At 58.6% G+C, this 12,985-nt stretch carries 12 protein-coding genes; 6 read left to right on the forward strand and 6 right to left on the reverse strand.

Annotated elements, in window-relative coordinates; all coding sequences use genetic code 11:
• Positions 1-206 precede the first annotated feature (206 nt).
• The 6 genes from B2A78_RS00390 to B2A78_RS00415 all read right to left on the reverse strand — a co-directional run bounded on the left by B2A78_RS00390 (position 207) and on the right by B2A78_RS00415 (position 6,440).
• Positions 207-1,490: a heme biosynthesis HemY N-terminal domain-containing protein gene (locus B2A78_RS00390; protein ID WP_077727917.1), complete on the reverse strand. Its 1,284-nt coding sequence runs from the start codon at positions 1,488-1,490 to the stop codon at positions 207-209.
• The gene (locus B2A78_RS00395) at positions 1,487-2,716 is read right to left on the reverse strand and encodes a uroporphyrinogen-III C-methyltransferase (RefSeq protein ID WP_133717001.1); all 1,230 of its coding nucleotides are present in this window, start codon (positions 2,714-2,716) and stop codon (positions 1,487-1,489) included. Before B2A78_RS00395 ends, B2A78_RS00390 begins: the two co-directional genes overlap by 4 nt.
• A gap of 69 nt (positions 2,717-2,785) precedes the next feature.
• Positions 2,786-3,610: a uroporphyrinogen-III synthase gene (locus B2A78_RS00400; protein ID WP_205780629.1), complete on the reverse strand. Its 825-nt coding sequence runs from the start codon at positions 3,608-3,610 to the stop codon at positions 2,786-2,788.
• A complete protein-coding gene (gene hemC / locus B2A78_RS00405; RefSeq protein WP_077727920.1) occupies positions 3,603-4,526 on the reverse strand; it encodes a hydroxymethylbilane synthase in 924 nt (307 codons plus the stop codon). The genes B2A78_RS00400 and hemC overlap by 8 nt, the downstream gene beginning before the upstream one ends.
• 38 nt (positions 4,527-4,564) lie before the next feature.
• Positions 4,565-5,326: a LytTR family DNA-binding domain-containing protein gene (locus B2A78_RS00410; protein WP_077727921.1), complete on the reverse strand. Its 762-nt coding sequence runs from the start codon at positions 5,324-5,326 to the stop codon at positions 4,565-4,567.
• Entirely contained in the window at positions 5,301-6,440 is a 1,140-nt protein-coding gene (locus B2A78_RS00415) for a histidine kinase (protein WP_168175307.1), read from the reverse strand. The genes B2A78_RS00410 and B2A78_RS00415 overlap by 26 nt, the downstream gene beginning before the upstream one ends.
• 425 nt (positions 6,441-6,865) lie before the next feature.
• Between B2A78_RS00415 and B2A78_RS00420 the strand changes: the two genes are divergently transcribed.
• The 6 genes from B2A78_RS00420 to gnd all read left to right on the forward strand — a co-directional run bounded on the left by B2A78_RS00420 (position 6,866) and on the right by gnd (position 12,972).
• The gene (locus tag B2A78_RS00420) at positions 6,866-7,810 is read left to right on the forward strand and encodes an ATP-binding cassette domain-containing protein (RefSeq protein WP_077727923.1); all 945 of its coding nucleotides are present in this window, start codon (positions 6,866-6,868) and stop codon (positions 7,808-7,810) included.
• Entirely contained in the window at positions 7,807-8,553 is a 747-nt protein-coding gene (locus tag B2A78_RS00425; RefSeq protein ID WP_077727924.1) for an ABC transporter permease subunit, read from the forward strand. Before B2A78_RS00420 ends, B2A78_RS00425 begins: the two co-directional genes overlap by 4 nt.
• The gene (locus B2A78_RS00430; protein ID WP_077727925.1) at positions 8,550-10,034 is read left to right on the forward strand and encodes a DUF4350 domain-containing protein; all 1,485 of its coding nucleotides are present in this window, start codon (positions 8,550-8,552) and stop codon (positions 10,032-10,034) included. Before B2A78_RS00425 ends, B2A78_RS00430 begins: the two co-directional genes overlap by 4 nt.
• Entirely contained in the window at positions 10,034-10,999 is a 966-nt protein-coding gene (locus B2A78_RS00435) for a DUF4340 domain-containing protein (protein WP_077727926.1), read from the forward strand. Before B2A78_RS00430 ends, B2A78_RS00435 begins: the two co-directional genes overlap by 1 nt.
• Before the next feature lie 40 nt (positions 11,000-11,039).
• On the forward strand, positions 11,040-11,855 hold the full coding sequence (gene mutM, locus B2A78_RS00440) for a bifunctional DNA-formamidopyrimidine glycosylase/DNA-(apurinic or apyrimidinic site) lyase (RefSeq protein ID WP_077727927.1): 816 nt from the start codon (positions 11,040-11,042) through the stop codon (positions 11,853-11,855).
• A gap of 103 nt (positions 11,856-11,958) precedes the next feature.
• A complete protein-coding gene (gnd, locus tag B2A78_RS00445; RefSeq protein WP_077727928.1) occupies positions 11,959-12,972 on the forward strand; it encodes a phosphogluconate dehydrogenase (NAD(+)-dependent, decarboxylating) in 1,014 nt (337 codons plus the stop codon).
• Positions 12,973-12,985: the final 13 nt, after the last annotated feature.

The raw sequence follows: 12,985 nt of genomic DNA on the forward strand, positions 1-12,985 counted from the left end.
TCAGGACACGCATCGTTCTTCGCAGGCCCAGCCCATCCTATACCGGCCATCATTGGAAAGCGGAAAGCCGCACAAAACAGGATTCCACTAAACGGCCGGAACAATAGCATGCCGCGCTTGTGTATACTCTACGAAGCAGCAAGATGCGTGTGTCTCAACGGGGGGAATCCGGATGGCTGCTCTGTTGGTCGCAAAACACATCTCTTTTACTGAGCCGCGCTCGAAACAAGCTCTTCCTCCACCGGCTCCATAGCCTCCCCGGACGGATTCTGCTCGATCTGAGCGACCACTTCGCTGGAAGCGAACATCAATCCGTTGCGATAGTAATGGCAGGCGGCGGCGAAGTCGTTTTGCTGATGCAGCACGTCACCCAAGAGCTGGTAGGCTTCGACGCTGGGTTCCACGTTGAGGCTTTTTTCCAGGTAGTCTTTGGCCTTATTCCAAAGCTTGCAGTGGATGGCGAGTTTGCCCAGTACCCTGAACAGAACGGCATCTTTCGGATGCGGTCCCAGCCAGGTTTCCGCATGCTTGAGCTGCTTTTCCCGGTCGGATAGCTGGATGCAACCGTAGAGAACTAGAAGGGTCTCGTCCCACTCGTCGCCGAGAGCGCGGCGCAGCTCGTCCTCGATTTCCTCGCCGGCACCGGCTTCGATCATGGCGGCGAAATAGAGGGACTGAATTCCCGTGGATGCGCGAATGTGCTCGGGAACGGTCGCCCAAACCTCCCGCAAGGCGGTAACGTCGCGAGATTCGGATTTTTGTCTGATCAGAGCGCTGTAGGTTTCCGTTTCGAGCAGTTTGACCTCCGCTTCCATCAAAACCTTGTTCTTGTGCAAGGCGGGAAGCAGGCTGCGCAAACTTTCCCAATCTTCCATTTGGGCATAGGCTTGGTGAGTCAGCCTCAAGACAGCGGCGTGGCTCGGGGCGATCTTGTTCAGATGAGTCAGAGACTCCAACGCTTCCTCGAATTGCTTGTTGGACAACTGCAATTCCGCGCGGGTCAGGCCGACCGCTAGCTCCGACTCGGGCGCGATTTCACGGGCCAGCTTCAAATATTCGTCCCGCTGTTCGACGGCGCCTCGTGCATGTGCGGCCCGTGCGGCGGTCAGATAGTTGATGAGCGGCGCGCCGCTGTCTGCGGCATGGCGGATCAGATTCCGCTCCGCCTTCTCCCAATTGCCCTCGGCCGTTTCGATGAGCCCTGTGATCAAGGCTTCCTGGGAACGCTTGTTTCGAAGTTCGCCACCGCGCTTTTTGAGGACTTTGGGAATGCTCATCGCCTGCAAGACGACGCGGACCAAAAAGTAGAACAGAACGAAAGCGACGATCAAAGTGACCAGGATCACGAGTAGCGAGGATTCCAGCACCCAGCGATCGTAGCCGATGATGACATAGCCCGCGTCGCCGGCGATCAATCGGCGGTGAACGAAAAAGCCCACTCCGACGGCGATCGAGACGGCGATCAGCACATAGATGAAGGCTTTTTTCACGGCTGTGCTCCCGCAGGTTGTGCCTCGCCGGATTGCCTTTCCCCAGTGGCCTTCGTCTCGGCCTGCTCGGCTTCCAGACGTAGCTTTTCGATGTTCCGCAAGAGAGTTAACGACTTGCTGATATCCGGGAATGGCATGCGAATCGGCTGGTCCGCCAGTGCGCTGATTTCCGCGGCGACCTCCTGGGTTTTTTTCGCGTCGGGATCGAAGTGCTCGTTCAGCCACTCGCGCGCGGAGGCCAGATTGGCTTTGTACATCTCTTCGTCGCCTCGGAGGAGCGCCGCTCGGCCCGTTTCCAGCTTGAGCAGCAGAACTTGACGTAGCGCCTCCGCCTGTTCCGGATGGAGAACGGCATTTACCGGCCGATCGGTGCGGCGTATCGTTACCAGGTCCTTGATATTGTCCAGCGCGGAACCGAGCGGCCCTTCACCTTCAGCCCCCGCGGCGGGTTCGGCCGTTTCGGGGGTGTCGTCGTGTTCGCTGACTTTGCCCGCATGGGGTAAGAACAGGGGAATATCCTTGGCCTTGCTTTCAAGAGCCAGCAGTCTGGAGGAAAGTCCTACGATATCCGGAGCGTTGAGCCGCCGGAGAGTTTCGATTTCCTCGGCCAACGCTTCCCGGACTTTGAACACCGCCGGATCGCCGCTGTCGTGCAGGCGCTGGTCCGCGGCCTCCATGGCAGCAATTACGGCTTTCACGTCGCCGATCAGGTGAAGTTTTTGGTTGGCGATGCTCAGAAGGTACTCGGCGTCCGCTACCAACAAATCGCCACGGGTCTTGTTGAGCTGTCGTTGGATGCGCTGAACCGATTCATTCAGTTCGTTCCGCGTCAGGTTCAATCTCTCGTTGAGCTGGGCGGACTGATCGCCGATCAGCCGCTCGAATTTTGAATCCTCCGTCGTCACCTGGGATTGAAGGGTGGCGAGCTGGGAGTGCAGTGTGGCCATCTCGGATTGCATCGCGCTCAACTGCCGCGTGAACTCCATGATTTGCTGGTCCTTGCTGGTCAATTGGCCGCCCAGACCTTCCTGCTTGGAGCGTAGCTCTTGAAGAAAGTACCAGCCCCCGGCGGTAAGACCCAGTATGCCGAGCAAGATGAGATAACCGATCCACGCGAAGCTGCGGGATTTCTTGGGGGGGGCGGCAGATGTCTTTACGGCCTCGGTTTCCGCTCCATTGGCGGGCTGGCCGGTGGCCGACATCAATTCGTTATTTACGTCAACCAATGCTGTATCCCCGTAGTATTGAACCTTAATAGCTTTTATTGGAGAAAGGACTCGAAATCAGCGGGCCGATTATCGGCTGGCCGGGCGGTCTTGAGCGGTTCTCTTCGTTTCGACATGACGAATTATCGTCTCCGCTATGGCTTGATCGCAGGCCGGCTCCGCACTGATCACATGACGCCAGCCTTGATCGCGAGCCAGTTTTTCGACGCGCGAGCCGATCACCACGAGCGGGGTATGCTCGGCGAACTCGTGTATGGCCTCGCCCAAGAGCTGCGTAAGATTATTCAAAGCCTCTCCGCTGGTGATGGTTACAATGTCGATACCGCCTTGGCGCCTCAGGTCAATCCAATAACCGATATCCGTCGCGGGAAGAATTCTGCGATAAACTTCCGCGTAAGCAACTTCCGCACCACGAGCCCTGAGTGTTTGCGCAAGATGCTCCCGTCCGCCTTCGCCCCGGACGATCAATATCGATTTGCCGGATACATCAGTCATTTCCGGCGACGCCAAGAGCGACTCGCTATTAAACTGCGGTTTAGGTATCAGGTCTACCCGAATTCCGGCCTTGGTCAGCGCTTCCGCAGTAGTCTGGCCGATAGCCGCGATTCGCGCCGGCCGCGGCGGATTGAACGACCCGCCGTGAATCGCCAGAGTGAAGCGGACGGCGTTGGGGCTCGCGAATATCAACCAATCCCACCGGTCTTGCCGCGATAAAAGTTCCGCCGCTGCGGTAGGATCGCCGACAGCGACGATTTCCAGCAACGGCAGCCTCATTGCATGGCCGCCGGCGGCTTCAATTAGAGCGCACAGGCCATCGGCTTGTTCCCGCGGTCGGGTGACCAATATGCCTATGCCGGCTAGAGGGGCATTCGTCGAGCTTGCCATGTCAGGCATAGAGTGCGTTCAGGATGCGATCGGCCCCGCGCGATAATAAATCTTCGGCCAAGGCTATCCCTAAGTCCTGCGGATCGGCGTAAGAACCTTCGATTTCGCCTTGAATCAGTGATCTTCCGTCAGGCGTGCCGACCAGCCCACGCAGTCTCAGATGTTCCCCGGACAATTCCGCGTATCCGGCAATGGGCACCTGGCAGCCACCGTTCAGGCGCTCGTTGAGCGCTCGCTCTGCCGTGACGCAGATAGCCGTTTCCTCGTGGTGCAATGCTTTTAGACACTCGTTCAGCCAAATGTCATCCCGGCGGCATTCGATGCCGATGGCGCCTTGGCCGACCGCGGGGAGGCTGGTCTCAGTCGAAAGTATTTCCGTAATCCGATGGCTCAGGCCGAGCCGTTTCAATCCCGCTGCAGCAAGGATGATGGCGTCGTACTGCTCGGTCTCGAGCTTATTTAGGCGGGTGTCGACATTGCCCCGAAGATTGAGCGTTTCGCATTCGGGGAGACGGACCTTGATCTGGCATTGCCGGCGAAGGCTGGAGGTACCGATCTTCGCGTGCGGAGGCAGCACATCGAAGGACGGGTAACGCAGGGAAACAAAAGCGTCGCGGGGATCCTCGCGCGGCAGAATGGCGGCGAGATGCAGGCCGTCGGGCAGTTCCGCCGGCACGTCTTTCATGGAGTGGACGGCCAGATCGGCCGTTTCTGCCAGCAGCCCCTCCTCCAGTTCCTTCACGAACAAACCTTTGCCGCCCACCTTGGCCAGCGGGGCGTCGAGCAATTTGTCGCCGCGCGTGACCATTTTCACCAATTCGACTTCGATATCGGGGCATGCGGCCCTCAGGCGCGCCGCGACGTGTTCCGCCTGCCATACGGCCAGGGCGCTTTTGCGGGTGGCGATGCGTATACGTTGTGGCATCAGTATCGACCGTGCGTAAATTAAGCCATTGTATCAAATCAGCCGTCCTCACCAATCGTAGCGAGTTGTTTTAGCTGGCTTCTTACGGAAGGCTGGTGCCGACGGCTTATTTCCAAGGTCTCGGGGATGCCGCGCAGACGAAGCGCCGTGCCGCCGGAGGACGATTTTTCCAGTGCGACGATATGGTCGATTGCCACCAAGGCGTTGCGGTGAATCCGAATGAAGCTCTTTCCGAATTCTTCTTCCAAAGACTTCAACGAATCGTCGATCAAGGTTTCTCCGTCGGGGGTCCTCACCGTCGTATATTTTTGCTCGGCGCGGAAATAAAGCACCGTGTCGACCGGAATCAATCGTATGTCGCCATGGCTGTGGATGCATAAATGGCTACGGGTCGATTGTCCGGCAGGTAGGGCGGTCTCGAGTTTATTCCACGCGGTTTCGGTAAATCGTTCCGCCCTTCGCAAGGCGGCGGCCAGACGGTCCTTTCGCACCGGCTTGAGGAGATAATCGACCGCGCTGACCTCGAATGCCTCCAATGCATGTTCGTCGTAAGCCGTCGTAAAGACCACGGCCGGCGGCTGAGGCAATCGGGCGAGTTCGCGTGCGGTTCCGATGCCGTCGATCCACGGCATTCGGATATCCAGCAGAACCGCATCCGGCTGGATCTGAGCGGCGAGCCTCAAGGCCTGTTCGCCGTCGGCCGCTTCTCCGACGACGATCAATGACGAGTCGATCTCGCCGAGCAAATCCCGCAAACGGCTTCGAGCCGGCGCCTCATCGTCGGCGATCAGGATTTTCATGATTCTTCGGAAGATAAGGAAAGACGATTCGAACTTGGTAGCAATTGTCGACCACGCTGGTGAGGAGACGCGCCTCGCCCGGAAAACAGGCTTCGAGACGAGCGCGGAGATTGGCCAGAGCTATCCTTGCACCTTGGCGCGAGCGGCGCGCATCCGCTTCCGGCAGAGTGTTTTTTACCGTCAGAACGAGATGCCGTTTCGTGAGTTGACCGCCGATCTCCACTTTGCCGCCACTCTGAGACGGCTCGACGCCGTGATAAATCGCATTTTCCACCAGCGGCTGAATGCTCAGGGGAGGGATCAGTGCGTCCTCCGGAGCGTCCTTCAGACGCCAGTCGATGCGCAGACGTTCGCCGAGACGCTGCCGCTCGATGTTGAGATATTGGCAAGTCAGGCCCACTTCGTCTTTCAGCGCCACCCATTTGGTCTCTTTCTTGAGTACCGCGCGGAACAACTCGGCCAAATCCAGCAGAAGTTCTTCCGCCATTTTCGGATCGTTCCGAGTGAGGCTGGCGATGGTGTTGAGACTATTGAACAGAAAGTGGGGGCGCATCCGCGCCTGTAGTGCATCGAGCCGGGCTTCACCTTCGGCCCGGATTTGCAGACGCCAGCGCGATTGGATATAGAGGTAGCGCAGCCAGGCCGCCGTAATGAGACTGCTGGCCCCGAGAATTTTCAAATAATAGACACCGTCGAGGTTTTCAAAGGAAATGGCATGTCCCGGATTCAACGGGCCGTCATGGCCTAGCCAGGCAATCAGAAATGTCGCGGTCTGGATGACGGAGAAGGTCGCCACTCCGCACCAGAGGGCGTCTAGTCGGGCGAGCCGCGAGCGAATACTGCAAAGGACGACTCCGCTGGTCAGCGCGATCCAGACGATGAATAGCGAGCGCAGCCCCAGGTCGGACCAGAAGCCGTAATCGGACGACGAATCGGCGAGCGTCAGAACGAAAGCCAGTAATTCGGCCGAAACGACTAGCATCAGGGCGGTCGAGAGGCTGCAAAAATCGGGAAGAAAGGACTCGGCCGCCCGGCTGGTTGCGGCCCCGGTACCGCGGATGGTCGGCGATGCTTCCCGTCGGCCGGAACTGTCCTTAGGCCGTATAGACTTCACTTGCTCGGTTTTCCGCCGCTGCATCAATGATCAATTGTCCGACGAATGTTCAAAAAGTCAGGCTGTGGAGTTCGTTGCTCCATAAGAGTGTAGAGGTCCGGGAAAAGCTTGCTGGAGGAAAACATCGGAATTTGCTGGATAAGTGGCTCGAAGCGGTCGAGAGGGGCGGTCGCAAGCGTCCTGAACGGCATTTGCGATAGGCTTGCGTGCTGCGTCCGAAACGATGGCGCACAGGCTCGCCTTGCTTTTGGATACACTCAGTCCAGTCGGCGCACTCGCCGCTTCCAAATAACACGATCAGGACGGCGAGGACTGCTCTGTGGTACCGTTATTGGGTTCCGCTATTTTTTACGGGCGTGCGGCACCTGGTGCCCAAGTGGCCCGTATCTTGCCTTTCGGAAAAATTTTTGTATCTTACGCGCGCTATGACTCAACTCATTCAAGTCGAACAACTTTATCGCTATTACGGCGATCACTGCGCCGTCAACAACGTTACGTTCAGCCTGGAAAAGGGCGAAATTCTGGGATTTCTCGGCCCCAACGGGGCGGGCAAGTCGTCCACCATGCAGATGATCTGCGGCAATCTCGCGCCTACCTCCGGGCAGATCCTCATCAACGGGATCGACATACTGGACAATCCCAAGGAGGCCAAGCGGGAACTGGGCTATTTGCCCGAAATACCACCGGTTTATCGGGAGCTGACGGTGGACGAATACCTGGACTACTGCGGGAAACTGCATCAGATTCCCCGGGAAAAAATCCCGACAGCGGTCGATAGCGCCAAAGAACGCTGCGGCTTGACTGACGTCGGCGAGCGATTGATCGGGAATCTGTCGAAGGGTTATCAGCAGCGGGTCGGTATCGCCCAAGCCATTCTCCATTCCCCGTCGGTCATCATTCTCGATGAGCCGACCGTGGGGCTGGACCCGATCCAGATCCGGGAGATTCGCGAACTGATCGGCGAGCTCGGCAAGCAGCACGGGATTATTCTCTCGACGCACATCCTTCCCGAAGTCCAGGAATCCTGCACCCGCGTGCAAATCATTCACAAGGGCAAGCTGGTGCTCAGCGACAGCATCGAGGGCCTGGAACAGCAGATGCGCGCGTCCAGCGTGGTGCTGGAAACCCGTTTAGGGGCCGATCTCATGAAGCTTTATGCCATCGACGGCGTTCAAAAGATCGACGACCTCGGCGAGCGGCGCTATCGAATCTTTCACGACAAGGACAAAAACCCGGCCGAACGGATCTCCGAAGCTGCGGTATCGCTGGGTTGGGGACTGCTGGAACTGACCCCCGAACGGCGCAGCATGGAAGAAATCTTCATAGACATCACCCAACACACTCCCGTTATGGAGGAGCAAGCCGCATGATGGCCTTAGTCATCGCGGGGCGAGAGCTCCGCACGCTGTTTCTTTCGCCTTTGGCCTGGTCGATCCTGGGCGTGATCCAGATCATTCTGGGCTACATGTTTCTGGCGCAGCTCGACTACTACGTGATGCTGCAAGCCCGCATCGCCGGCATGGAGGATGCGCCCGGAGTCACCGACCTGATCGCCGTCCCGCTGTTCGGCAATGCCGGCGTCATTCTCCTATTGGTGACGCCGCTCCTGACGATGCGGCTGATCAGCGAGGAGCGCCGCAACCGCACGCTGAGCCTTCTGTTTACCGCTCCGGTGTCGATGACCGAGATCATTCTCGGGAAGTATCTCGGCGTGTTCGCCTTCCTGCTCATCATGGTCGCGATGATCGGTCTGATGCCGCTGTCGCTGCTGGTCGGGGGCGGACTGGACATGGGCAAGCTGGCGGCCTGCATCATCGCCCTCGTGTTGCTGCTGGCCGGGTTTGCCGCCGTGGGGCTATACATGTCGGCGCTCGCCAGCCAGCCGACCATCGCCGCCGTCAGCACGTTCGGGGCATTGCTGCTGCTGTGGATCATCGACTGGACCGGCAACTCGGCGGGCGGCGTGCTCGAATATCTCTCGATCCTGCGCCATTACGAGAGTTTGCTGAAAGGTCTGGTATCGACGACCGATCTGATTTACTTCCTGCTCTTTACGCTCACGTTTCTCGTTCTGAGCGTCCATCGTCTGGATAACGATCGCCTGCAAAAATGAAGATCAACCGCAAGACGCACCTCGAACTACGCCTGCAAAACCTTCTCTTCACCTTGCTGTTTCTGGCCGTCGTCGGCCTTGTGGCCTGGCTGAGCACGCGCTACACGGCCCAGTTCGACTGGACCGCGGGCGGCCGCCACACTCTCTCCGAGGCCAGCCGCAAGGTCTTGGACCTGATGAAAGAACCGGTAACGATTACCGCGTACGCTCGGGAAAACGCCCAGCTGCGAAACCAGATTCGCGATCAGGTCGGACGCTACAGCCGTTACAAGAACGATCTGACGCTGAATTTCGTCAATCCGGATACTCAGCCCGATAAAGTCAGGGAACTGGGTATCACCATGGACGGCGAAATGATGGTGGATTACCAGGGCCGCACCGAAAAAATTCAAAACGCCGAAGAGGCCACCTTGACCAATGCCTTGCAGCGCTTGGCCGTGGCCAAGGAACGGCACGTGGTCTTCCTCGAGGGTCATGGGGAACGGTCGCCGCAAGGCCAGGCCAACCATGATCTGGGCCAGTTCGGCGAAGAACTGGAGCGGAAAGGCATCACGGTGTCGATGGTGAATCTGGCGGTGACGCCCGACATTCCGGACAACACCAACGTGCTTGTCCTGGCGGGGCCGCGAGCGAACTTCCTTCCCGGTGAAATTACGCTGGTCCAGAACTATGTGAAAAACGGCGGAAATCTGTTGTGGCTGACCGACCCCGGCGAACTGCATGGTTTGGATCCGCTCGCCCAGCAGCTGGGAATCAAGTTCCTGCCCGGAACCGTGGTGGATGCATCCACCCAGCTCTTCGGCATAGACGACCCCACTTTCGCCCTTGTCGCGGAATATCCGGCGCATCCGATCACGTTCAATTTTCAGACGATGACGCTATTCCCGGCCACGGCGGCGCTGGACAAAAGCGCAGACGGAGATTTCCAGCGGGAACCTCTGCTCAGCACTCTGGCTCGCTCCTGGACCGAGACCGGAGCGATCGAAGGAAAAATCCAGTTCGACGCGGACAAAGGCGAGCGCAAAGGCCCGCTCCAGATCGGTTACACCTTGACCCGCGAGATAAAACCGACGGATAAGACGGAGCCGGCCGCTTCGGCAAGCAAGTCCGAAGCAAAGCCGTCTGAAGCTAAGCCGAACGAAGGATCGAAGGCGGAACAAGCCGGACAACCGGAAGCCGGGGCGGCCAAGGATGCTGGTGAAAAGCCGTCCGAACAGCGAATCGTCGTGATCGGCGACGGCGACTTCCTGTCGAATGCCTTTCTCGGCAACGGCGGCAATCTGGATCTCGGCCTCAACATCGTTCATTGGCTGAGCCAAAACGAGGCTTTGATCAATATTCCAGCCAAGACGGCGCCGGACCGGAAGCTGGAACTGTCGCCCGTCGCTTCCGGCGTGATCGCCATCGGTTTCCTGATCGCCTTGCCCGCCGGGCTGATCGGCACGGGAGCTGCCATTTGGTTTAAACGCCGGAGACGTTAATGAAATCGAGACTGATCCTGAATCTAGCGCTATTGATCGTCATAGCCGTCCTTGCCGCCGTTGCATTTTTCGAGCCCGGCAAGGAAAAGCCCGAGACTACGCCTCTCGCGGCTATCGACGAAAATGCGCTTACCGCCATCACCTTGCAGAATAAGGACGCCATCACCTTCGAAAAGCAAAACGGGCACTGGCGCTTGACCAAGCCGTTTTATGCCCCGGCCAACGACATTCGCGTCCGGCAGCTGATCGGCATCGCCGAGGCCAACAGCGAAGCGCAGTACCCGGTAAGTGCCGAGGACCTCCCCAAATTCGAGCTCGACAAGCCGAAAGCCACGTTGATTCTGGATGCGACCACGATGAAGTTCGGCGGCTCGGATCCCATCAACATGCGGCGTTACGTGCAAATCGGGGATACCCTGCACCTGGTCAACGACGATTTCTTTCATCACCTCACCGCATCCGCCACGGATTACGTGGACAAGAAGCTCCTGCCCGAAGACGCGAAAATCAAAGAGATTTTCATACCGGGCTTGAAAGCTACCTTGGGGCAGGACGGCAAATGGATTCTGGAGCCGTCGGCCGAACCCAATCAAAGCATTTCGGATCTCCTCAACGCCTGGAATACGGCGAGAGCCATCGATGTGAAGCGGGTGGAACAGCCCGCTCAAGGCGATGTAATCCGAATTACCCTGGCCGAGGGCAATCCGGTCGAGTTCTTCATCATGCAGCGGGAGCCGGATCTCCTTCTTGTCCGACCGGATCTGGGGCTTCAGTACGAAGTGACCGGAAACGCCGCAAAACAGCTGCTCAGCCTGCAAAAACCGGAACTCAAGCCCGAGGAGCCGAAACTGTCCCCAGCCGAAGACGAGGAGACCGAGGAAGAATCTCCAGCGGACGCGGAAGAACAGCAAGAACCGGCAGAATCGGCAGAGCCGGGCGAAGAAGGGGAAGAGGCGGCGGACTGACGCTTCTTCAAGCTGTCGGACGCTGCCCGATAACGCCGCCATGCCCGAACTGCCGGAAGTCGAAACCACGCGGCGCGGCATTTCGCCTCATCTAACCGGGCAGACCGTTCAGGCGATAGTCGTTCGCCAGCCTCGGCTACGCTGGCCGGTTCCGCCGGATCTGCCGGAAAAGCTCGATTGTCAGACCATTCGGACGGTCGAGCGCCGAGGCAAATACATCCTGATCGGCACAAACCGCGGAACGCTGATCGTTCATTTGGGCATGTCCGGAAGCCTCCGCATCCTCGCCCCGGACAGCCCGCCCAGAAAGCACGACCATCTCGACTTCATCCTCGCCAACGGAACCTGTCTCCGCTTCCACGATCCGCGCCGTTTCGGCTGCGTCGTCTGGACGGAAGACGATCCTTCGACTCATCCCCTCCTGGCCGAACTCGGGCCGGAACCCTTAAGTGAATACTTCGATGCGCCCTATCTTCATGGAAAAGCACGGGGCCGCAGCGTGTCCGTCAAATCCTTCATCATGGACAGCCGCATCGTGGTGGGTGTGGGCAACATCTACGCCAACGAAGCCTTGTTCCGGGCCGGCATCGATCCGCGCCGACCGGCCGGCCGCATAGCTCTGCCTCGCTACGAAAAACTGGTCGTATCGATACGGGAGGTCCTTTCCGAAGCGATAGAACAAGGCGGAACCACGCTACGCGATTTCGTCAACGAAACCGGAAGTCCGGGGTATTTCCAGCAAACCCTGCAAATTTACGGACGGACCGGCGAACTATGCCGCCGATGCGGCGAGCTTATCCGAACGCAGCGGCTAGGGCAGCGCTCAACTTATTGGTGTCCGAACTGTCAACATTGAGATACGCGATCGTGCATTGAGAACCGTGCGCTCGTTCTTCCGCGCAAGGAAGATTTCGTAGCGCATACGTACCGATATCTCTCGAATGGAAAGGAGACAGCCCATGCAAATCGGTATGATCGGTCTGGGGCGAATGGGTGCCAACATGGTGCGCCGGCTGATGCGGGGCAATCATTCCTGCGTGGTTTGGGACAACTCGCGAAAACCCGTTGAGATGTTGGCTTCGGAGGGTGCCATAGCCGCCGACAGCCTGCGGGATTTGGCGGACAAACTGCTCAAGCCGCGCGTCGTCTGGCTAATGATTCCGGCGGGCTTCGTCGACGATTTGATAGACAAGCTTTCGCCCTTGCTCGAAAGCGGAGACATCCTGGTCGACGGCGGCAATTCTCACTATCGCGACAGCATGAATAGAGCGCTACGCTTGAAGCCGCGCGGCGTCCATTACCTCGATGTTGGCGTCAGCGGCGGCGTATGGGGCCTGGAGCGGGGTTACTGTCTGATGATCGGCGGCGACGAGGAGCCCGTTCGAAAACTGCATCCGATTTTTCGGGCTTTGGCACCGCCCCAGGATGCGGCCCCGCGTATTCCGGAACGCGAAAACACCGGGTTGGCCAGCGCCGAGCAGGGGTATCTGCATTGCGGTCCCAATGGAGCCGGCCACTTCGTCAAAATGGTTCACAACGGCATCGAATACGGTCTCATGGCCGCTTATGCCGAAGGCTTCAATATTCTGAAGAACGCCGGAATCGGCTTCGAACGCCAATCCCATGATGCCGAAACCGCGCCCTTGCGCAATCCCGAGTATTACCGTTTCGATTTCGATCTGCCCGAGATCGCCGAATTGTGGCGGAGAGGCAGCGTGGTTCGGTCCTGGATGCTCGATCTGGCGGCATCGGCCTTGCTGCAATCACCGGATTTGGAGAGATTCTCGGGACATGTGTCCGATTCCGGCGAGGGGCGGTGGACGGCGTTCGCCGCCATCGACGAAGGCGTCCCCGCTCCCGTGTTGAGCGCCGCGCTGTTTCAGCGGTTCTCGTCCCGCGGACGCAGCGAGTTTGCCGACAAGTTCCTGTCCGCCTTGCGCTGGCAATTCGGAGGACATCAGGAAAAATCGTGATGCGAGCGACAGC

This window comes from Methylocaldum sp. 14B, from assembly GCF_002005105.1.
Lineage (GTDB): Bacteria > Pseudomonadota > Gammaproteobacteria > Methylococcales > Methylococcaceae > Methylocaldum.

Excerpts from the sequence above, each read along its gene's own strand:
- B2A78_RS00400 (WP_205780629.1), bottom strand. The coding sequence starts at position 3,610 with ATGCCTGACATGGCAAGCTCGACGAATGCCCCTCTAGCCGGCATAGGC.
- hemC (WP_077727920.1), bottom strand. The coding sequence starts at position 4,526 with ATGCCACAACGTATACGCATCGCCACCCGCAAAAGCGCCCTGGCCGTA.
- B2A78_RS00410 (WP_077727921.1), bottom strand. The coding sequence starts at position 5,326 with ATGAAAATCCTGATCGCCGACGATGAGGCGCCGGCTCGAAGCCGTTTG.
- B2A78_RS00420 (WP_077727923.1), top strand. The coding sequence starts at position 6,866 with ATGACTCAACTCATTCAAGTCGAACAACTTTATCGCTATTACGGCGAT.
- B2A78_RS00425 (WP_077727924.1), top strand. The coding sequence starts at position 7,807 with ATGATGGCCTTAGTCATCGCGGGGCGAGAGCTCCGCACGCTGTTTCTT.
- B2A78_RS00430 (WP_077727925.1), top strand. The coding sequence starts at position 8,550 with ATGAAGATCAACCGCAAGACGCACCTCGAACTACGCCTGCAAAACCTT.
- B2A78_RS00435 (WP_077727926.1), top strand. The coding sequence starts at position 10,034 with ATGAAATCGAGACTGATCCTGAATCTAGCGCTATTGATCGTCATAGCC.
- mutM (WP_077727927.1), top strand. The coding sequence starts at position 11,040 with ATGCCCGAACTGCCGGAAGTCGAAACCACGCGGCGCGGCATTTCGCCT.
- gnd (WP_077727928.1), top strand. The coding sequence starts at position 11,959 with ATGCAAATCGGTATGATCGGTCTGGGGCGAATGGGTGCCAACATGGTG.